At 33.8% G+C, this 21,921-nt stretch carries 19 protein-coding genes and 2 tRNA genes; 10 read left to right on the top strand and 11 right to left on the bottom strand.

The annotated features are described in order from the left end of the window. Positions 1–112: 112 nt before the first annotated feature. Positions 113–2,398, top strand: coding sequence for a M28 family peptidase (locus WBG21_RS06140; RefSeq protein ID WP_340075871.1), 2,286 nt, complete (start codon positions 113–115; stop codon positions 2,396–2,398). 129 nt (positions 2,399–2,527) lie between these two features. Continuing rightward, positions 2,528–3,235, top strand: coding sequence for a tetratricopeptide repeat protein (locus WBG21_RS06135; protein ID WP_340075869.1), 708 nt, complete (start codon positions 2,528–2,530; stop codon positions 3,233–3,235). Between the two features lie 50 nt (positions 3,236–3,285). On the opposite strand, the gene WBG21_RS06130 is transcribed toward WBG21_RS06135, so the two are convergent. Next, complete coding sequence (locus tag WBG21_RS06130) at positions 3,286–3,795, bottom strand: nuclear transport factor 2 family protein (protein WP_340075867.1); 510 nt, start codon at positions 3,793–3,795, stop codon at positions 3,286–3,288. Positions 3,796–3,799: 4 nt separating this feature from the next. Next, on the bottom strand, positions 3,800–4,306 hold the full coding sequence (locus WBG21_RS06125) for a hypothetical protein (protein ID WP_340075865.1): 507 nt from the start codon (positions 4,304–4,306) through the stop codon (positions 3,800–3,802). A 140-nt stretch (positions 4,307–4,446) separates the two neighbouring features. Here WBG21_RS06125 and WBG21_RS06120 point away from each other — a divergent pair, with 140 nt between their 5' ends. Next, positions 4,447–5,394: an NAD-dependent epimerase/dehydratase family protein gene (locus WBG21_RS06120; RefSeq protein WP_340075863.1), complete on the top strand. Its 948-nt coding sequence runs from the start codon at positions 4,447–4,449 to the stop codon at positions 5,392–5,394. On the opposite strand, the gene WBG21_RS06115 is transcribed toward WBG21_RS06120, so the two are convergent. The 3 genes from WBG21_RS06115 to WBG21_RS06105 all read right to left on the bottom strand — a co-directional run bounded on the left by WBG21_RS06115 (position 5,385) and on the right by WBG21_RS06105 (position 8,187). Then, entirely contained in the window at positions 5,385–6,707 is a 1,323-nt protein-coding gene (locus WBG21_RS06115) for an MBOAT family O-acyltransferase (protein ID WP_340075861.1), read from the bottom strand. The two genes, WBG21_RS06120 and WBG21_RS06115, sit on opposite strands and share 10 nt — an antisense overlap. 121 nt (positions 6,708–6,828) lie before the next feature. Next, positions 6,829–7,848, bottom strand: a complete 1,020-nt coding sequence (locus WBG21_RS06110; protein WP_340075859.1) for a hypothetical protein — start codon at positions 7,846–7,848, stop codon at positions 6,829–6,831. Between the two features lie 267 nt (positions 7,849–8,115). Further along, positions 8,116–8,187: transfer RNA gene (locus WBG21_RS06105), tRNA-Arg, on the bottom strand. A gap of 125 nt (positions 8,188–8,312) precedes the next feature. Here WBG21_RS06105 and WBG21_RS06100 point away from each other — a divergent pair. After that, positions 8,313–8,906 (top strand): YceI family protein, encoded by a 594-nt coding sequence (locus tag WBG21_RS06100; RefSeq protein ID WP_340075857.1) that lies wholly within the window; start codon positions 8,313–8,315, stop codon positions 8,904–8,906. A 343-nt stretch (positions 8,907–9,249) separates the two neighbouring features. Then, positions 9,250–11,673: a phosphoenolpyruvate synthase gene (ppsA, locus tag WBG21_RS06095; protein WP_340075855.1), complete on the top strand. Its 2,424-nt coding sequence runs from the start codon at positions 9,250–9,252 to the stop codon at positions 11,671–11,673. 47 nt (positions 11,674–11,720) lie between these two features. On the opposite strand, the gene WBG21_RS06090 is transcribed toward ppsA, so the two are convergent. Beyond that, complete coding sequence (locus WBG21_RS06090) at positions 11,721–15,038, bottom strand: amidohydrolase family protein (RefSeq protein ID WP_340075853.1); 3,318 nt, start codon at positions 15,036–15,038, stop codon at positions 11,721–11,723. A 337-nt stretch (positions 15,039–15,375) separates the two neighbouring features. On the opposite strand from WBG21_RS06090, the gene mddA reads away from it, so the two are divergent. Beyond that, positions 15,376–16,113 (top strand): methanethiol S-methyltransferase, encoded by a 738-nt coding sequence (gene mddA, locus WBG21_RS06085; protein ID WP_340075851.1) that lies wholly within the window; start codon positions 15,376–15,378, stop codon positions 16,111–16,113. 53 nt (positions 16,114–16,166) lie between these two features. Here the strand turns inward: mddA and WBG21_RS06080 are convergent. From WBG21_RS06080 to WBG21_RS06070, 3 genes are all read right to left on the bottom strand, one after another. After that, positions 16,167–16,237: transfer RNA gene (locus WBG21_RS06080), tRNA-Asn, on the bottom strand. 368 nt (positions 16,238–16,605) lie between these two features. Then, positions 16,606–17,130 (bottom strand): hypothetical protein, encoded by a 525-nt coding sequence (locus WBG21_RS06075; protein ID WP_340075849.1) that lies wholly within the window; start codon positions 17,128–17,130, stop codon positions 16,606–16,608. Further along, positions 17,127–17,771 carry a hypothetical protein gene (locus WBG21_RS06070; RefSeq protein ID WP_340075847.1) on the bottom strand — a complete coding sequence of 215 codons (645 nt, stop codon included), beginning with the start codon at positions 17,769–17,771 and terminating at the stop codon, positions 17,127–17,129. Before WBG21_RS06070 ends, WBG21_RS06075 begins: the two co-directional genes overlap by 4 nt. A 99-nt stretch (positions 17,772–17,870) precedes the next feature. Here WBG21_RS06070 and WBG21_RS06065 point away from each other — a divergent pair, with 99 nt between their 5' ends. Then, on the top strand, positions 17,871–18,107 hold the full coding sequence (locus WBG21_RS06065) for a helix-turn-helix domain-containing protein (RefSeq protein WP_340075845.1): 237 nt from the start codon (positions 17,871–17,873) through the stop codon (positions 18,105–18,107). Between the two features lie 230 nt (positions 18,108–18,337). Here WBG21_RS06065 and WBG21_RS06060 read toward each other — a convergent pair whose 3' ends face one another. Together WBG21_RS06060 and WBG21_RS06055 are read right to left on the bottom strand one after the other, a co-directional pair. Then, entirely contained in the window at positions 18,338–18,775 is a 438-nt protein-coding gene (locus WBG21_RS06060; protein ID WP_340075843.1) for a JAB domain-containing protein, read from the bottom strand. 137 nt (positions 18,776–18,912) lie between these two features. After that, positions 18,913–19,323: a hypothetical protein gene (locus WBG21_RS06055; RefSeq protein WP_340075841.1), complete on the bottom strand. Its 411-nt coding sequence runs from the start codon at positions 19,321–19,323 to the stop codon at positions 18,913–18,915. Positions 19,324–19,803: 480 nt separating this feature from the next. On the opposite strand from WBG21_RS06055, the gene tcmP reads away from it, so the two are divergent. The 3 genes from tcmP to WBG21_RS06040 are packed head-to-tail and all read left to right on the top strand — an operon-like array spanning position 19,804 to position 21,889. Further along, positions 19,804–20,901, top strand: a complete 1,098-nt coding sequence (tcmP, locus tag WBG21_RS06050; RefSeq protein ID WP_340075839.1) for a three-Cys-motif partner protein TcmP — start codon at positions 19,804–19,806, stop codon at positions 20,899–20,901. After that, entirely contained in the window at positions 20,898–21,635 is a 738-nt protein-coding gene (locus WBG21_RS06045; RefSeq protein WP_340075837.1) for a DUF5131 family protein, read from the top strand. The genes tcmP and WBG21_RS06045 overlap by 4 nt, the downstream gene beginning before the upstream one ends. A 14-nt stretch (positions 21,636–21,649) precedes the next feature. Then, the gene (locus tag WBG21_RS06040; RefSeq protein WP_340075835.1) at positions 21,650–21,889 is read left to right on the top strand and encodes a hypothetical protein; all 240 of its coding nucleotides are present in this window, start codon (positions 21,650–21,652) and stop codon (positions 21,887–21,889) included. Positions 21,890–21,921: the final 32 nt, after the last annotated feature.

Raw genomic sequence — 21,921 nt, 5'->3', positions numbered from 1 at the left:
ATTTGATTGACTCATAAAGTTACTAATTTTTAATAGAATTAGAATAAAAGTTGAAAGGAAATAAGATAAAAGGATGTGATTTTATACTTTTATAGAGTAAAGCATTAGAAACATGAAGCAATACAACACCTTAATATCACTATTCTTATTAGGAACACTCATTTATTGGAGCTTTTATGCACTAATGCCACAAAACTATACTAAGGAAAATGTGGCACTTAGCGAATTTTCTACTGAGTGTGCCCTGACTCATGTAAAAGCAATAAGTCAAAAACCTCATTACGTAGGATCTCCAGCTCATAAGGAAGTGAGGGATTATATTGTTTCTGAGCTGGAAAAATTAGGATTGGAAGTTGAATTGCAAGAAGGATATACGGCCGGAGATTGGGGCAACCTGTCCAAGCCTGTAAATATCATAACACGAATAAAGGGAACCGAAAACAGCAAAGCCTTACTATTGCTTTCTCACTATGATAGTAATCCACATTCTTCATTGGGTGCGAGTGATGCAGGAAGTGGTGTGGCAACTATTCTAGAAGGTGTTCGTGCTTTCTTAGCATCAAAAAACAAACCTAAGAACGACATCATTATTTTGATTACAGATGCAGAAGAACTGGGCCTTAATGGAGCAGAACTTTTTGTAAATGAACACCCCTGGGCAAAAGAAGTAGGGCTAGTGCTCAATTTCGAATCACGTGGAAGTGGAGGGCCAAGCTATATGCTTATTGAAACAAATGGAGGAAATGCACAATTGGTAAAAGAATTCGCCGAAGCCAATCCAAAATATCCAGTAGCAAATTCGTTAGCTTACAGTATCTATAAAATGCTTCCGAATGACACAGACCTTACTGTTTTTAGAGAAGATGGCGATATTGACGGATTTAATTTTGCTTTTATTGATGATCATTTTGATTATCATACTTACCGTGACAACTATGAGCGCTTAGATAGAAACACATTAGAGCATCAAGGAAACTATTTAATGCCATTACTCTCTTATTTTAGTGATAGTGATATTTCTGATGTAAAAGCAAAAAAAGAATATATTTATTTTAATGTTCCGGTTTTTAAATTGGTTTACTATCCTTTTTCTTGGATTATGCCAATGCTTATTATCACCATTGTACTGTTCTTTGTAATCATTGGTATGGGGGTCAAACGAAAGACATTACAAGTAAAAGCATTTCTTAAAGGCTTTACGCCATTTGTAATATCACTGGTTATTTGTGGGGTTATAGGTTACTATAGTTGGGGATTGTTAAAAAAAATGTATCCACAATACAATGACATATTACATGGGTTTACCTATAATGGCCATTTTTATATAGCTGCATTTGTGGCATTAAGTATTTCCATTTGTTTATGGGGATATAGTAAGTTCAAAAATATCAGTACTGCAAACCTTGTTGTAGCCCCACTGTTTTTTTGGTTATTAATATGTGCCTTAGTAGCAGTATACTTAAAAGGAGCTAGCTTTTTCATTATTCCGGGAATAGCAACATTAATTGCTTTGTATATACTGGTAAATCAGGAGAAGCCCAATATACTTCTTATAGTACTTTTAATGATACCTACTGTATGGATATTAAGCCCTTTTGTACAAATGTTCCCTGTAGGATTAGGGCTCAAAATGTTGATGGCAGCTACTATATTTACAGTATTGATTTTTGGGTTACTTCTTCCCGTTTTTGGATTTTATAAACAGAAAAAGACGTTGGCATGGGTAGGATTTGTGGTATTTATATTCTTTTTTGCAGGAGCACACCTGAAATCAGGCTTCAATGAAGACGCCCCTAAGCCGAACAGCTTGGTTTATGTATTGGACACGGATAACAATACAGCCCATTGGGCTACCTATGATTTTTATCTTGATAACTGGGTATCACAGTATATTGGAAACAACAAGCAAGATGTAAAGAATGATACTGCATTTAGCAGTAAATACAACACAAGTTTTTCTTATATCGCAGATGCACCTTTAAAACCTATACAATCTCCCAAAACTGAAATTACAAAAGATACGATCATCGAAAATAACCGTTATGTTGAAATTTGTATTACTCCGAATAGAGATGTAAACCGTTTGGAAATTTTTGCAGAGGAAACATTACAAATCGAATCATGCAGTGTAAATGGCGTACAGTTACAAAAAACCTATTTAGAGACACCCAGGCGAAATGGACGTTTAATAACACATTTCATTAGTGGGAACGCATACACAGAACTTAGAATGAAGATTCCCGTGGAGGGTATGGGAAAATTGACTTTATATGAATCATCTAACGACTTATTGACCAATGAGTTATTTTCTGTTCCGGAACGTCCTGAAAGTCAAATCCCAATGCCCTTTGTTCTAAATGATGCTATAACAGTGAAAAAGACACTCATTATTAACTAGAAAGAAATAAAAAAGAATGTAATTATTGAATTTAGTTAATGTAATTATAAAAAACACTTCTTTTAGTATCTCATTAGTAGTCAGATACAATATATTTTAATAGTTTTGCCCGAATAAAAGTAAAAGACCATGAAAAAAATAATTTTTGCCCTAACAATGATTCTTACAATTGGCATGCAGGCACAAACAAAAAGCGAACTTGTAAAACACTATGAAGCATATTATGCCAAGATGAAATTACAAGGAGATGTACGTGGGTTGATTAATGCATTGACACATCTGGATGTACTAAACCCATCACAAGCAACAAAGGATACATTGGCTTATTTTTATGCTAATGGAGGACAATATGTTCAAGCATTAAATACTATTGGGGTTGACAAAAACGATTCAGATTCGGATTTAGCTGTTGAAATAAAAGCCGTTTCTTTAAAATCAATTAACCAGCCAAAGCGGGCCTTAGAACAGTACGAAGTATTGTTTAAACGGAACCCTAACTCATATATCGCCTACGAACTTTCTGATTTAAAAATACAAACGAATGATATTATAGGTGCTGCCCAAAACATTGAATATGGATTGGCAAATGCTAAAGATGATATGAAGTATGCATTTTATGAAACCCAAAATCCTTATGAAGTACCTATTAAAGCAGCATTTTTGCACTTAAAAGCATTGATAGAGTTTAATAAAGACAATAAGAATGTCCAAAATATGGACACTGCTATTGCAATAATAGACCAAGCTCTAGAGATAGCCCCTAACTTTAACCTTGCAAATTTGAGTAAACAGGCATTGGTAAAACTAAAAGAAGAGGCAGGGAAACCTAAAGAGTAGGAATTTAAACAGTAAAAAATTTAAAACTAGTTGCCTTTATCAGGAGGCAGCTAGTTTTTTTTATCTTGGAGTTTATCAATGAGTGCATCATCAAAAGCTTTTTTAATAGTAATGACTTCAGAAACGTTCTCGTTAGGAATGGTTATAGAAAGCACATAGTGGGCAATCTTCCATTTTCCATTCTCTTTTTTAAGCACCCCAGAACCCCGGCATATTTTCATTTGTGTGTCCAATAACTCATCAAACCAAGCAATAGAAGTTGAGTTATCTACATAAATATTTCTTTCAACAGGAATAAAACTCCATGCTTTTCCATTATCAAAGTAAGGTTTTGCAAAAGCCCTGAATGCATCATTTTGCCAATTTTCGGTAGCATCTGTGCCAATAAAAACCACGTCAGCAGTCATGTTTTCAAAATAAGTTTTATAATCGGCCTCTGCCGCTGCTTTATGCCATGTATTCAATATTTCACTAATTTGTTTTTTATCTCCAGAAGGAGCTTGTCCAAAAATTAGAACAGGGACAGTCACAAAAAGGAATAAAGAGATGTATTTTTTCATAGGATTAGTTTTCATTCAATAGTTTTTCTGCGATGTTTTCTTCATAAAGTTCCATAAACTGGGAGTTTAACGCATTATACGCATTAATTATTTTTGTTTTTTGTTTTTCAATGGCAATAGGATCTGCTTGTAATTGCATGTCTTTGGCTTCAAGTAAATATGTTTTTATGACGATGATTCTACTTTTTACGGAAGGGACATTTAATTTTTCAGGAAATTCAGATTCAGAAAGCTCTTTTTCTTTTTTTATAAGCTCATCAATTTGGAAAAATATATTGGAACTATTACTGGTATAAAACTTTCTCATTTCAAGGTCAAAATCTTTTAATGCAACCCATGAAGAAACATTCTTTTCAACATTGTTGTTTAACGATATTAATTTGGGAATTGCACTAACAGGGGTGTTTTCTTGCTTTTCTTCAGGAGTAACATCAGGGTTCTTCTGTTGCTGTTTGCACGAAGAAATGCCTAAAATCAAAAACAAGAATAAATAGTAAAAAATATTTTTCATTGATAAATTCAATAAGCGATACTAAAGAATACAACTAATATAATGCATTTCTTCATATATAGGATACAACTATCGCAGCTTCTTTTTTTAAAATGAAGTTTTTGAAATAGACTATATTTGAGCACTTTAATTTTTATATAATGGATACCAAGGTATTGATCATTGGGGCAAATGGGCAAATAGGTTCTGAATTGACTGTAGCACTCCAAAAAATTCATGGTAAAGAAAATGTAATTACCAGTGATATTCGTGAAAACAACACAAATGTTTTTTTTGAGAAGTTAGATGCCACAGATAAGGAAGCGATAGAAAAAATTGTAAAAAAACATGCTATTACGGATGTGTACCTTATGGCTGCTATGTTATCTGCTGTTGCAGAAAAGAACCCCGAAAAAGCATGGGAGCTAAATATGCGGTCCTTATTATATATTTTAGATTTAGCCAAAGATGGATTAATAAAAAGAATTTTCTGGCCAAGTTCTATTGCCGTTTTTGGCCCTACTACCCCTAAGATAAAGACACCACAACATACTATTGCAGAACCTTCTACCGTATATGGTATAAGCAAATTGGCAGGGGAGCGTTGGTGCGAATATTATTTTAAGAATTATGGAGTTGATGTAAGGAGTGTCCGGTATCCCGGATTAATTAGCTGGAAAACAAAACCTGGAGGAGGTACAACGGATTATGCTGTTGATATTTATCACCATGCTGTAAAAGGAGGCTCATACGAATGCTTTTTAAATGAAGAGACGATACTTCCTATGATGTATATGGATGATGCAATAGCAGCTACTATTAATATTATGCAGGCAGCACCTGAAAAGATTAAAATACGCTCTTCATATAACATAGCAGCGATTAGTTTTAATCCTGCTGAAATTTTCGATAGCATTAAAAAACATATCCCTGAATTTGAAATTCATTATAATCCTGATTTTCGACAAAAGATTGCGGATACCTGGCCTCAAAGTATAGATGATTCAGAAGCCAGAGCAGATTGGGGATGGAAACATTCGTTTGATTTAGATGCGATGACAGAAATCATGTTATTAAACTTGAAAAAAGAATATTCTAATCAGAATTGAAAATAAATAAACTGCTCTCCGCTTCCTTGCGCTAAAAATATGAGGACAATCATAATTCCCCAACCAATTCCCAATGCCCAAGGAGCTGTTTTCTCCGCCACATCCTTTACAGAGGTGTTTCTCATCCACCAATGACAGAGGAATAAAAGTGTAATTACAATAAAAACTTTTAAAAGGTCAAAAGTATCTACTATTTTGTTGCCTTCAACATTTATGAGAAACATGGAACTGAGCATATTGGCAGCTGTTTTAAATTCAGTTGCCCTAAAAAACACCCAACTGATATTTACTAAAAAGTAAGTTCCTAAAGCTAAAAAGATAGCATACCATGCATTTATATTTAAGCGAATTTTTTCTTTTAACAATCGCTCTATAACAAGATAAAGCCCATGTAAAAAGCCCCAAAAAACAAAAGTCCAGGCAGCACCATGCCATAACCCTCCGAGCAACATAGTAATCATAAGATTGGCATAGGTTCTGGGAGCAGTCAATTTATTTCCTCCTAATGGAATGTAAAGGTAATCCTTTAACCATGATGATAAAGAGATGTGCCAACGCTTCCATAAATCAGAAAACCCGATAGCAGCATAGGGGTACCGAAAGTTATCCGGAAGGATAATCCCTAACATAAGTGCAATTCCAATAGCACATGTAGAGTATCCGGCAAAATCAAAAAATATCTGGCCACTAAAAGCCAATGTCCCTGCCCAAGCATCTAAAGAATGTATGATGTTTTTTGCCCCAAAAACTTTGTCGGCAGTATCTGCCAACAGTGTGTCTGCCAATACAATTTTTTGAAAGAGCCCAAGCGTGAGTAAAAATAATCCCCAAATGAATTGATTTATAGTTGCTTTTTTGGGGGTATAAAATTGTGTAATGAGTTCTTTGGCGCGCACTATAGGTCCTGCAACCAGTTGTGGAAAAAAAGTAACATACAGTGCAAAATCCAAAAACGTTTTTGCAGGCTTTATTTTTCTGTTATATACATCAATGGTATATGACATGGTTTGAAAAGTATAGAAAGAAATTCCCATAGGGAGAATAATGTCCATTTCCTTGGCATGAAACGTTAGCCCAACCAACCCGATCAATGCATTAAAATTTTCCAGTAAAAAATCCCCATACTTAAAAAAACTCAAAAATCCTAAGTTTACGATAAGGCTTATAAGTAACCAATATTTGCGCTTTTTTTGATCCTCTATAACAAAAAGCTTCTTTGCTACCGTCCAATCGACAATGGTTGATATCCAGAGAAGAATGACTAACGGAGGATTCCACAAGCCATAAAAAATATAACTTGCTAAAAGGAGCATACGCTTTTTTGAAGTCCAGTTTAGAAAAGAGCTATAATATAGGATCAGTACAAGAACTAAAAAAACAACAAAACTTAAAGAATTAAAGAGCATATGCTATGATTTTTGGTTGGTTGAAGAATTATTTTAGGAATCCATCATTTTGAAGAATTTTCACAAATTCCCTAGTGTAAATTTTAGCATCAGGTGTGGCAAGATGCGACCACTCAGGAGTATAAAACTGATTTAATACATCATAATCTTCAAAATGATACCCGGGTACTCCAGTTTCTTTCAGCAATAGATCCCAGTATTCATTTCTGGGCAAACCTATGCGTTCGCCTTCCCTAAAACCACCACTGGAGGGAAACCTTGAGAAAATAACAGTGCCTCCGCGATCTTCAAATTTTTTAATAAGTGGCGTGTAATAATCGAGTACTTCTTTTTTAACAGGAGGAGGCGCATTTTTACCAAAGAACATCCATACTTTTTTAATAGTTCCGGCAAAAGCAGTATCGGTAACTACTTTTTCAAACATGGTAACATTACGGTCTAAATCAACAGATTGAAAATTGTAGAAAGGAGGCGGTTTAGGCCCTGTCCTGTTTCCTATCTGTACTCTTTTTAAAAGGCTTTTTAGATCAATATCATCTGCCCATTCTTCTTCGGAGGCATTTAAAAAAGCAAACGTGTGTTGTAATGGAACAGAAAAGACATGGTTCAATCGTTGCGCATATGTTCTTTTATGGAAAAAATCGTTGCGTACTTGTGCTCTGCGCCAAACAAAGATAGAATCGTGCGGAGGAGAAAAAAACAGACCGGGAGTAACTCCTATTAGTAATGTTCCTTTATAGCCAGTGTTTTCAACAATATCTTTTAATACAGGGGCAGGAACCGTACCATCGGAAGCTAGCATAATAGGCCGCACTCCTGCGGCTTTTTCCCATTCATCCAGCTGGATGTCAAAATGTGCCCGGGAAGAACCAATTATGACAACATCGTTAGCTGTTGCATGGTCTACTTTAGCCCTGTTGACAGCCCATAGAGCCTTGTCGTCATTTACAACAGCAATGTAGCCATTAGCCCTTGAATAAATTTCCCAGAAAGTGATGAAAATAATAACAAATAAACTTGCTACTATTAAAGAATTCTTTAATTGCATACTATTAGTTGGTTAGGGTGTGTTGCCTATAGTATAATTAAGGTTAAAAAGATAGATGGGAAAAGTAAATTTATAAAATAAATAAACACAAAAAGGGTTTGCATAATAAAAAAAGAAATTCTGTAACTAATAGCATAAGCTCCTTCTGCTATAACCAACAAGAATCGAACTTGCCCCGATGGCTATTGTAGTATAAAAGTATTACTGTATTTATATAGAAAAATAAAGACAGCCACTTAATTTTATTGAATGGCTGCCTATTTGTAGTAGCCCCGCCAAGAATCGAACTTGGATCTAAAGTTTAGGAAACTTCTATTCTATCCGTTGAACTACAGGGCCAAATGTTTTGCGAATTTATGAATAGTTTTTAAGTCTATCAAAGTCATAAATATGCTAAAATTATCATAATAGGAATGTGATAATGAGGAGAAGATATTAAATTGAATGCTTTAAAACTTGAAATTATGAAAAATAAACGAACATTTTCTATCATTGCATTAGTTGCTCTCTTAAGTATAAGTTTTGCAACACTTAAAGATCAATATATACTAGATAAAGGCCATACCTATATCGGTTTTGATGTAGAGCGGTTTATGGTAGGTGAAGTTACCGGACGGTTCAATGAATTTTCAGGGACGATAAATATGGAAGGGGATGATATTTCTACATTAAACATGGAAATTAAGATAGCTACGAGTAGTTTGGATACCAATAATGAAGTAAGAGATGGCCATTTAAAAGGGGAAAATTGGCTGGACACGGAGAGTTATCCAGAGATAATATTTAAATCGAAAGAAGTTTTAAAAAAAGATAATGAAAACTATATCATAAAAGGTGATATGACGATTCATGGAGTTACCAATGAAATTGAATTTCCAGTAGAAATATTGGGGCCTTTTAAAGACCCAACTCAAAAACTAACTATTGGGATAAAAGCTGATTTTGAAATTGACCGATTTGATTATGGGATACAATTCAACCGTAAAATGGACAATGGGGTTTTATTTATTGATAACAAAGTCAAAATAAAAATCCGGGCTTTAGCACAGAAAGCATAAAAATTGTTGTAGATATAACAGGAAAGCTAATTTAAGACTGCCTAGGGAGCTATGATTTTAATAAACAGAGTCACTTATGAAATTAGATGGGCAATGATGATAATCATAAATTAATGATAGTCAACAAATTAAAAAGATTAATTAAAAATTTTGATTACACCTACTAAAGTATACTACTAAAGTTTTACAAAATGTACCGGAAGTGTATATTATAACAGAAGATTTTTTAGTTATTTTTGCATGAAACTCTTTCATATTTTCAAAGAACAGCTCTTTTTTCAATAAAAAATAAAATTAAAAGCTTTTAAAGCTCTAAATTTTGAGAATATTTAAAAATTGTTATATGGATAACTATATAAAACCATTGCACTTATTATCGTTAAAAGACATTGCTTTTGTGGGTGGTAAGAATGCTTCTTTAGGAGAAATGCTCCAAAATTTATCCAATCAGGAAATTAAAGTTCCTAATGGTTTTGCTGTTACAACAGAAGCATATGACGTTTTCATAGAAGATAATCACTTAAAAGAACAAATTTCTTCTATTTTAAAAGAGATTGATGTTAAAGATATAATTCAATTAAGAAAAGGAGGGGCGCAAATCCGAAAGTTAATTTCTAATGGCAAGTTCCCAATTGATTTAGAAAAGAAAATTTTACAATCTTATTATGTCCTTTCAGAAGAATATGATCAAGAAGCTACAGATGTTGCAGTAAGATCTTCTGCAACTGCTGAAGATCTTCCAGATGCTTCATTCGCAGGTCAGCAATCAACCTATCTTAACATTAGAGGTGGTGAGATGTTATTAACAGCAATTCGTAGTTGTTTCGCTTCTTTATATACAGATCGTGCCATATCGTATAGGTCTTCTAGAGGATTTGATCATTTTGCAGTTAAAATATCTGTTTGTGTACAAAAAATGGTTAGATCTGATATAGGATCTTCAGGGGTAGCGTTTTCTCTTGATACAGAGAGTGGTTTCAAGGATGTGGTACTCATAAATGGAGCTTTTGGTCTTGGAGAGCTTGTCGTTGGGGGAGAAATATCTCCTGATGAGTATTTGGTTTTTAAGCCTTTAATAGATGGAAAACATAAACCGATCATTCATAAAAAACTGGGCAAAAAAACACATAAAATGATTTATGGAAATAAACCATTTGAAACAGTAAAAAAAGTTCCTCTTGAAAGTAAACTTCAGAATAAATTTAGTTTATCAGATTCACAGATATTACAATTGGCAGAATGGGTTATTAAGATTGAAAATTATTATAGTGAAAGAAAAGGAAAATGGTGCCCGATGGATATTGAATGGGCAATAGACGGATTAACAAATGAGTTATATATTGTACAAGCTCGCCCAGAGACGATACACTCTCAAGAGGATGGGCTTACTATGAAAGAGTACCAAATAGAGGATAATGATTTAGAAAATAAACTATTAGCTGAAGGGGTTGCTGTTGGAGATAAAATAGGGAGCGGGAAAGTTCATAAGATTTTTTCTTTGGATGGTAGAGATGGAAGCTCTGATGAAGTTGATTTTAAACAAGGAGATGTTTTAGTTACTGAAATGACAGATCCTGATTGGGAGCCTTTAATGAAGAAAGCTTCAGCTATTATAACTGAAAAAGGAGGAAGGACATGCCATGCCGCAATTGTTGCAAGAGAAATCGGAGTTCCGGCTATTGTCGGAGCAAGTAATGCAAGTTCAATTCTACAAGATAAACAATTAATCACGGTTTCATGCGCAGAAGGATCTATTGGGAAAATATATGAAGGAGAAATTAACTATAGCTTAATAGAAACATCATATGATGCGTTTCCAAAAACAAAAACTCCAATAATGCTAAACATTGGTTCTCCAGAATTAGCTTTTAATTATAGTAAAATACCTAATAATGGAGTTGGGTTAGCAAGGGTTGAGTTTATAATAAACAACTATATAAAAGTACATCCATTGGCATTACTTAATCATAAAAAATTAAATGATGTTAAACTATCAGAAACGATTTCTAAGCTAACTGTTGGATATGAATCGGAGGTAGATTTTTTTGTAAATGAATTAGCTTCAGGTATAGCTAAAATAGCTGCTGCGTTTTATCCAAATAGGGTGATTACAAGATTGTCAGATTTTAAATCTAATGAGTATTATAATCTCTTAGGGGGCAATTATTATGAACCAAAAGAGGAGAATCCAATGATAGGTTGGAGAGGAGCTTCTCGTTATTATTCTGAAGAATTTAAGGAGGCATTTATTCTTGAATGCAAAGCCTTAAAAAAGGTCAGAGATGAATATGGGTTACAGAATGTGACAATCATGATTCCTTTTTGTAGGACTCCAGAGGAGCTTAAGAAAGTATTGAAGATAATGGAAGATCAAGGATTGAAAAGAGGAGAAAAAGGACTCGAAATATATTTAATGGCAGAGGTTCCTTCGAATATTTTATTAGCTCAAGAGTTTGCCCCTTTAATAGATGGATTTTCTATAGGGTCTAATGATTTAACACAGTTAACATTAGGATTAGACAGGGATTCTAGTTTAGTTGCACACTTGTATGACGAGCGTAATTTAGCTGTAAAAATAATGATTAAGCAATTAATTAGTGTGTCTAAAAAAACAAATACTAAAGTAGGCATATGCGGTCAAGGACCATCAGATTTTCCAGATTTTTCTGAATTTTTGGTTAAAGAAGGAATAGATACCATTTCGGTTACCCCTGACTCTGTATTAAAAACACTTAAGATCATAAATAAGCTTGAAACACAGGCATAAAATATAAAAACCGGCAAAGCCGGCTTTTATTAATTAAGAGGCTAGACTTAATCTTTTTTAATTCCGGGAAGATTATTGCCTGGAGCATCTTGTGTCCATTCACTATAACTTTGTACTTTATTTGAAGGATATATTTCATTTAATGTATCCCCTTCATAGATAAAACCGTTTTTCATTACAAGGTTAATACTGTTTGTGTTTCGGATATTTTCTAGTGGGTTTTTATCCAAAATCACCATGTCAGCAATTTTTCCTTCTTTAATACTTCCTATGTCATTTGATAATCCTAATGCCTCAGCACCAATAATGGTGGCTACTTTCAACATATTATGTTCTGAGATTCCACCAGACTGCATGCTCCACATTTCCCAATGATAACCTAACCCTTCCAATTGTCCATGTGAACCAACCCCTGCCAATCCTCCAGCATTAACAAGGTCTTTTACAAATACAGCATGATCTTGAAATACATGTTCTTCATCCATAAACCATCCTGCGTTTCGTCTCCTCGACTTAATATCCAATTCGGATTTCGGGGTAAAACGGTTTAATTTTTTATCACCTTGCACATTTTCTGTCGCATAATAATAATTTTCTGCCCATGGACCACCATATGAAACAAGTAGTGTAGGGGTATAGGCTGTTTGTGATTTTGCAACAAAATCTATAAAATCTTTATACAGTGGATAAATAGGGAAGGAGTGCTCATGTCCGGGATATCCATCCAATATTTGAGTGACATTTAACTTAAAATTTAAGCCACCTTCAGTAGTGGGCATGAGTTCTTGTTCTTTTGCTGCTTGAATGATCCATTGACGATGTTTACGGTTACCCGTCAAATACATTTTAATAGTTTTGGTATTGTAATATTTGGAATATTGTTTCAATACATTTCGGGCATGCTCCAAACTTTTAATGTTGTAACCCCAATACCCTACTCCCGGACCGGTAGAATACACCCGGGGGCCTACCATCATCCCAGCTTCCACCATATCACTATACGTCAGTACATCAGTAGTGGCAGTTTGTGGGTCTCTTGTGGTAGTTACCCCATAAGCTAGGTTAGCTGCATAATTCCAGATTTGGTTTTTATGGATCCCCCAGGAAGGCCACATATGTGCATGTGTATCTACAAAACCGGGGATCAGATATTTTCCTTTTAAATCGATTACTTTAGCGTCTTTAGGAGCATTAACCTCATCGGGTTTGCCAACTGCTTTAATCCGGTTATTTTCCACCCACACACTTCCATTTTCAATAATTTCATCACCTTCCATAGTAATGATAGTGGCATTTGTAAAAAGAACATTCCCCTTGGCAATAGCACGTTTTGCCTTTACAATGATATCCAATTCTTTGGCATGATAGGCTTCTATACTATCTTTTTCTTCTTCATTCTCCTGCGTTTCTTTTTGGGCGATTTTTTGCTGCTCTATTTGTGATTTAGCAGCAGTTATATCATATTTGAATAAGGTGTTTCCTAATGACCAGAATACTACATTGCCCGAACTGTCCCAGCTTGGAAATTGTCCTCCAAATTGAGTTAATTTCATGGCAGGGAAACGCGCTTTATCAGGATCTTTAACATTGACTTTTACCCCATCAGCCCCTACATAAGGAATGGTAACAATGTAAATGTCATTATTAATTTGTGCTAGCGCATAATTTCCTTTAGGAGCACGCAAAATAACACTTGACTTACTGGCTTTTTCATTAGCAGCTCCGGGAGCATCCGATAATAGATGATTCTCATCATATAAAGACCCATATACCGTGATACCATTTATTTGAATATGTTTTTTCTTATCTGTTCCATCCCAACGTACAGAAATAAGTCCATCTTCGGAAGAGTTTAGATAGATTCGATTGTCATTTTGTGCAAAATGTGGATTTGAAATTCCTGCAGCTTTGGTAATAAAATGACTTTCTCCCCCATCTTTCCCATCAATCCAAACAAGCGCTCTTTTCTGCTGAAAAGATATTGGGTTGATATCATCTTGGAATTGTTGGGAAGAGCCTTTAAAAACTACAATTCGATTATTCTTGCTCCATACAGGATACGTATATAGTGCTGATTGCGCACTTAATTTTACAGGTTTGGCTTTCTTGTCTGTACTGATTTTGTATAAGTGCCCTTCTTCACCATCCCAGGTAACAAAAGCAACCTCTTTTCTACTAGGGTTCCATGTAGGCATTGCTTCTGTATATGAGAAATCAGTTAATCTTCGGGGCTTTCCCTCATTAAGGTTCATCCAATACAATTTGTTCAGAGCAGTAAAAACGATTTCCGTACCATCGGGAGAAACTTGTGGGTCTCGAATTTGATTTACCTCAAACTCAGGGGTATCTTCGATAGGGTAATTGAATTTCAATTGTGGCCCCAGAACAATTTCTTCATCAATCTCGAAAGGGATATTTTGTGCAGCACTTCCATCAATGGGGATACGGTATATTTTTCCACCATAAGATGCGATAACGGCTTTACTGTCGGGCGTAAAAGACATAGCAGGCAACACTCCCAAAGGAGCTATGGATTCTTGTTCGTCGCGCTGTACCGGATATGCCAGCCAGGCTTCCACTCCAGTATCCAAATTACGCTTTATCAATCCCGTTTGATCGTTATAACGGCTACCATACACTAACCATTTCCCGTCAGGGGAAAGCGTTGGAGAAAATGCCGAACCGTAACGGGAAGTCATTACTTCGGTAGTTCCATCTTCCCTGTCATACGTAGCTATTTGATATTGTGGGAGCCTGGCATTGTATTGCCAAGCGCGTGTACGTTGCGAAAACCAAATATAACGTCCATCAGGACTGAACACAGGCTCTACGGTTTTTAGATCTTCAGGTTTATTAATTAGTTGTACGCCCCCACCGCCTTCTTTGTGATATAAGTGAAGCTTTAAGTTTCTTTTTCCTTTACTTACTACAATATAATCACCATCTGGTGACCATTCGGCAGATTGCATATTGGGAGTATCTCCCTTGGTAATTTGAGTAGTGTCCTTTTTCTCACGGTTTATGACCCATGCATTATTTTCGCCACTTCGGTCTGATAAGAACAATATGGAATTTCCATCAGGAGCATATTTGGGCTGTGAATCAAAAGCAAGTCCTTCTGTTAGCCGGGTAGCTTTACCTCCTGTGATGGGAATTTCATATAAATCCCCTAATAAATCAAAAACAATTTTATTCCCATCAGGATGCACATCTAATGAAATCCATGTACCCTGGTCTGTTTTAATAGATATTGTTCTTTCTGCTTTAAGGGGAAGCCCTTCTTTTTTTTCTTTCTTTTTCTCTTCTTGGGCATTGATGCTTGATATACTAAGAAGAAGAATACTGTAAATAAATAATCGTTTCATATTTTCTAAAATAATTGCTAGAGATAAATCTATTTTTTTAACAAAAGACTAAGATATAAAATCTGGGACGTAAGGTATTAGAATTTTTTAAATAAGGGAAATACATATATTCATTAACACTAATTAACATTAACAAATCGTATTAACCAGAGGAGGAAAGGTAGTAAGGTTTCATGAAAATATAGGCCCTTTTAAAGGATTGATAATCAAAAAATTACTATATTTGAGATAATAAACCCTTCTTCGAACATAGGAAAAGTTTACATTAGTATTCCCTATGCCTCCATTGCTGACTACTTAAGCAACATTTTTAAAACTAACCAAAAACAATTAACCAATGAAACGATTTATCATTTTACTCTTTGGAGGAGTATCGTATGCACTATTCTTAGCGGTTTTTCTTTATGCCGTTGGCTTTATTGGGAACCTTTGGGTGCCAAAATCCATTGATTCGGGAGTTGAATCAGACCTTACCACCTCAATTATTGTAAATGTAGCTTTGCTAAGTGTATTTGCTTTACAGCACAGTATTATGGCAAGGCCCGGGTTTAAAAAGTGGTGGACAAAAATTATAGACCCTGCTGCTGAGCGGAGTATGTATGTGTTCTTGACCAATTTAGCGTTCATCCTTATTTTTTGGCAATGGCAACCCATGAAATCTGTAATGTGGAACGTTGAAAATGAAACCTATGCCATGATCATACACGGAATATTTTGGCTAGGATGGTTTATTGTATTTATCTCGACATTTTTAATCAATCACTTTCATTTATTCGGGTTGCTGCAAGTTTTCGAGAATTTTAAAAAGAGAAGCTTAAGTGATCCTAATTTCAAGATGTCGTTCTTATATGGTCTTGTGAGACACCCTATTATGCTTGGGTTTATTATTGCCTTTTGGGCAACGCCCGTGATGACTGCAGGGCATTTATTGTTTTCTGTAGTATCAACAGCATATATTTATGTGGCGGTGAAATATTTAGAGGAACGGGATTTAATGAAACTGCATGGAGATACATATGCCGAGTACAAGAAAAAAGTGCCGATGCTAATTCCGTTTATAAAATTTAGAAAATAACGTATGGAATAAAAAGAAAAAGTTCACAGGAGTAATTACTGTGAACTTTTTTGCTCCCCCTCTTGGGCTCGAACCAAGGACCCTCTGATTAACAGTCAGATGCTCTAACCAACTGAGCTAAGGAGTGTTACGGTATTCGATTAAAAATGTATACCTAATTATAAATTTAGGTGTGCCTATTTATATGCCTATTTACAAAACTACTATCATAATAGAGTATTCAAATAGTCTTTATCATGTAATATCAAAGTTATTACATTAAGCTTTAAGTGTTGTTGCAATATCAAACACTTTTTAGAGTCTTTCAAGTCTTTTCTATAAAAGTTAGGCTTGTTTATTCCCTAACTCTGAAGCTATTGTGGAGGCATACTTAATCTTCTTCCTTGTCTTTATTTTTTCTATTGATTACTTTATAATAAATATACCAAGCAACTGTAAATAGGATTCCTCCTAAAATACCTTATATAATTGAATCTCTCATAATTTTTGTTTTTAGTAATCTTCATACTCTTTTGAGTAATAATTTGTTGTAAAAATTTCTTTGAACTCCCATAGATTGGGATAGTTTTTTTGGTCTATCTTGATTTGTAATGTTTGGTATGGCTCTACTTGTATTACAATTTTTATAAGTGGCTCAATACCCAATAACAAATTGCCCAATTCTTCATAGTACTTTACCCATTCAAATACAGCATTTTGGTTATCCCGAATAGGATAGTAGAACTTTACAGCTTCTTTAAATTCATTCTCTCGCTGAGCAATATTTGAAAATTTTAATAGCTCATAGTAGGTTTCAATAAATATGCAATCTTCTTGCCTCACAGGACATACACATGGAAAGGGTTTTTCATTAAACTTGACCCATTTATTCCATTTTCCGCAACTCAATACTATTGAGTCATAAAAAACACTTTCATACCTACAAAGCCATTTTTGTATTTGCGTAAATGCAATTTCACCATTAACCTCTATACTTATTTCCTCAATAAACTTTAAAAAAAGCTTCTCTGTACTCATTTCTTATTCCATCCTTCCTTATCTGAAATGTACATTAGGGCTAATAAACCTATGGCTCCACCAACTATAAAGGTTATAAATCCACCTATTTGATACCATAAGAAGAGATATAGTAATATGCCTCCTATTATTAATTCCCAACGAGGTTTCTTCTCATTTTCTTCTTGTGTTTTAAGTATTTTTTCTTCCTTAGAACACTTATCACACAACCCATCCCAACCATAAAAAGACTTATTACACTTATAGCAGTAACATAACTCCTTTTCTGGAAGATAATCTGAATCCTCGTACATTGTATCTGTTTTATAGGGATGCTCTGTTATACTTTCAATTATAGCATCATTATGTGCAATTACTCCATCTTCTGATGGCATGCTTTTAAAACTATTAGCTAATTCAAAGTATATTTCATCAGCATTTTCTATACTTCTGCCTGTTGTACTCCAAGCATATTTATAAACATTAAACTTTTCTTCAACATTGGTGTAATCTGTTAGTTCAATTCTTGAGTATATTAAATCTCTAAAAGTGGCTGCTCTTCCAAGTTCTTTATCCAGCTTGTGAGCCACTTTAGAGTAAGTAGACTTTATATTTTCAAAAGCTTCAGGTGTAACTTTTTCTATATCAAATATCTTAGGCATAATTTTGAAATTCACTAATCATACATAGATACAAAAAAATATACAAAATGTAGCGTATACGTTCCGTAAAAATTCAATCCAAAAGTCATTATTTGATTAATGGATAGAAAAGAAGAACTCAAAAAATTTGGTGACAAAATCAAAGAAGTTAGAGAATCAAAAGGATTGACTCAATCTCAATTGGCTCATAAGATTAACAAGGACAGAGAATCCATAGCAAGGCTAGAAAGAGGTGGAATAAATCCCACTTTCCTGTATTTAAAAGAAGTTTGTGAAGGTCTAGAAATGACCTTAGCTGAATTATTTAATCAAATAGAAAGTCAAGATGAAAGTTAAGATTTGGCTATTAGTTAGTTTTGGCTGTAAACCCCTCAAGGACATTAGCGTAAGTAAGATACCTAATGTACTACCTCTAAAATTACCCTAATTTTGACAAAATTTGGCTATAGTATAATATCTGCAAAATCTGGTGAGACTAAAAAAATAGCTGATTTTAGGGTATTTTACACTCTCGTACACATTCAATTTTTGAAAAACTACTACCATAATAGAGTAAATAAAACTAGTTACAACTCTTCTTTATCCTTAAAGCTATAAAATCCTTCTTTGGATATTATCAAATGGTCTAGCATCACAATATCTACATATCCACAAGCCTTTTTCAATCTCTTTGTTAGGCTAATATCATTGCTGCTAGGTTTTAAATTTCCAGAGGGATGATTATGAACCAAAATTATATTTGAAGCATGGCACTTTAAGGCTACACTCAATACAATTTTAATATCTACCACAGTACCAGATACTCCACCTTTTGAAAGGTCATAAATTCCTAGCACTCTGTTAGCTCTATTGAGCAATAGTACTTTTACCTCCTCTTGAAATTCAATAGTATTATTATTCCAATCTGCTAATACTAAATTATAGGCATCATCACTATTTTTAATGGATATATTGTCATTACTGCCAGCAGAGTATGATACATTTATTTCTGAAACTTTTTGCATAATAAACTGAATTTTAGTTTTTCGCTATTTGGTATAACACCTATATACAGGAAACACCAAATCACGAAAAAACCTTACAACATGGTAATATCTTATATAGGAGTAAAACCAAATTGTAAGGTCTATTAAACTTAAATCTAAACAGCCAATTCATCCTCTAATTGATGAACTCCATTTTGAGAAAATGCCTTTACATTAGGAATAAAAGCCTGTGCAGGGCTGTGAGACTCTTTAGATGTAGTAGGTGAAGTCTCCTCAGGAACATAAACCCATCTGTGGGCAAGTACCAGTTCTTCTCCTGTTTCCTTTACTACATAAGTATAAGGTTCTACCTCTTGCTTGATAATTGAGCCTTGCATTTCTGTACCAATTAGGGCTTGGCAAGTAGCCTCATCAAATGTTGAAGTAATGTAGGCTTTCTTGGCTGTAGCATAATATTGACCTGTTTCTTTAGACAATACCATTTCTACACCTCCTTGTAGTTCTAGAAGATTAAAAGTTGTGCCATCTTCTCTTTCTCTTTGCTTGTAATTAATGATTCTAACCATTGTAATAAAATTTTGAGTTGATAAAATCATTTCAGTAGTTCTACTAAACCAATGTAATTACAACTTTCACCTTGAATTAGTTAGCATAATAGAATTGAAATGAACAAGCCTTTCGTAGACTTGCCCGAATAAGTGGGGGTATTCAGTGCGTGGAGGGTTAGAAAGAAAAATAAAGTGTAAAATCTGTATAGTTTCATACAATTATCTGGTGAAAGTTTAAGAAATAGCTACAAAGTGCATAGGACTTTAGAAATACAAAGCTGATACTATAAACTGTCATCTGACAAAAAGTACATAAACCAAAAAAAAATATTCTGTCCTCAAAAAAAACCTTTCCATATATAAAAAGGCGGGGGAATGTTCTTCCCAAAATAAGTGGGGGTGGTTTGTATAGGGTACCTTGTATGTGCGAAAAATCAACTCTAAAAATTATTTTTTCAAAATTTTATTTTTAGATTTGAATATAACTCATCTTGTGATATGGCAAAAAATCATTTTGAAAAACCTTTTGATGATGGCACTAAAGCTAAATTAGAAATTTTTAGAAATTATTTAATCGAATGGCTTCCTGTTTTTATCTCAGCATATGAAAAAACACATTGGGATAATATTTTTATTTATGATTTTTTTGCTGGTAAAGGAAAAGATATTGAGGGAACTATGGGTAGTCCTTTAATTATTTTAGACGTATTAAATGAATTTGAACGCCTTATTTCAGACACTAAAGTTAAGATTAATGTTATATATAATGAGAAGGATGAAAAAACATACAAGTGCCTGATAAATAACATCAATGAGTTTACATATAATAAAGAGAAAGTCAACATAAGTTTATACAATAAACCCTTTCAAGAGCTATTTGCAAATTTATATCCCGAAATGATGACATATAATAAACTTCCAAAACTCATGTTTTTAGACCAGTTTGGAATAAAAGAAATAACAACTGAAATTTTTAAAAAACTAATCACCTTTGATAGAACAGATTTCATTTTTTTTATCTCCTCATCATTTGTAAGAAGATTTAATGAACTACCTGAGTTCAAAAATTACCTCTCTATTACTAAAGATCAGTTTGTTGATACAAGACCGTTTCATTCACATAAAGTAGTATTTGAATATTATAAATCAATGGTTAATACTAACTATATGTTAGCCCCTTTTTCAATAAAAAAGGGAATTAACATTTTTGGCTTAATTTTTGGTTCAAAGCATACTTTAGGTATTGAGAAATTTTTAAAAGTAGCATGGAAGATTAATCCGCATACTGGAGATGCAAACTTTAATATAGATGAAGAAAAAATAATAGATGGTCAATTGTCAATCTTTGAAGAGAATAATTCTATTAAAAAATTGGGATTATTGGAAACTATGTTAAAAGAACTCATTCTACATAAAAAAGAAAAATCCCTTTATAATATATACCTTTCTACTTTATACTTTGGTTGTCTACCTAAACATTGTAATGAAGTATTGCGAAAACTAGAAAAGGAAAATAAAATAGCCAAGGTAAAAACAAAAACTGAAAAAATCCATAATTTAGCCCCACCGAAGGACATTAAATTAGAATTAAAATGAAATACTCTAAAATAGAATGGACTGAGGCTACTTGGAATCCATCAACAGGATGCAATAAGGTGTCCTCAGGATGCAAGAATTGTTATGCTGAAACAATGGCAAAAAGACTTCAGGCTATGGGAACTCCGGGATATGAAAATGGCTTTGAGTTTACTTTGATGCCTGAAAGATTAGATGCTCCTAAAAAAGTAAAAAAACCTACTAAATTTTTTGTAAACTCAATGAGTGATTTATTTCATGAAAAAATGCCATTTGAGTATCTAGATAAAGTATTTAAAATAATTGAAGAGACCCCTAGACATCAATATCAAATTTTAACAAAAAGAGAGGAAATCCTAAAAAAATATTTTGACACAAGAGATGTTCCTGATAATGTATGGTTAGGAGTTACAGTAGAATCAGCTAAAACTAAACACCGTATAGATATTTTAAGAAATATTAATGCCAAAATAAGGTTTCTATCTGTAGAACCATTGATAGAAGCTACAGGGTCTTTAGATTTAAATAAAATCCATTGGGTAATAGTTGGTGGAGAAAGTGGACCTAAGGCTAGACCTATGAAAAAAGAGTGGGCTATAGATGTACAAAAACAATGTGATGAACAAGAGGTTGCTTTTTTCTTTAAACAATGGGGTACATGGGGAGCTGATGGTGTTAAGAGAAGTAAAAAAGCTAATGGAAGAATACTATTGGGAAAAGAATGGAATGAAGAGCCTGAACTAGAATTAATATAAATTATAAATAAAATATGAGTTTTATTGATTTTAAAAAAGTACTGAAAAACAAATTTTCAGAACACAAAAATCCTAGATGCTCTATATACTCTAGTTCTAATGTAGTTTATAAAAGTCCTATTCTTGAAGAGGATATTGACTCTATTTATGAACCTAAAAAAGATGTATCTCTTTTTGTAAAGATTTATAATGATGTTTCGGAAATAGAATATAAATATTTAAATGGAGAGTTTGAAATTTTGAGCAATGATTAGCCCCACCTCACAAAAGTAAGGTAGGGCATCCA

Source organism: Leptobacterium meishanense (assembly GCF_037645805.1).
Lineage (GTDB): Bacteria > Bacteroidota > Bacteroidia > Flavobacteriales > Flavobacteriaceae > Leptobacterium_A > Leptobacterium_A meishanense.
This window is presented reverse-complemented; position numbering and strand designations above follow the sequence as displayed.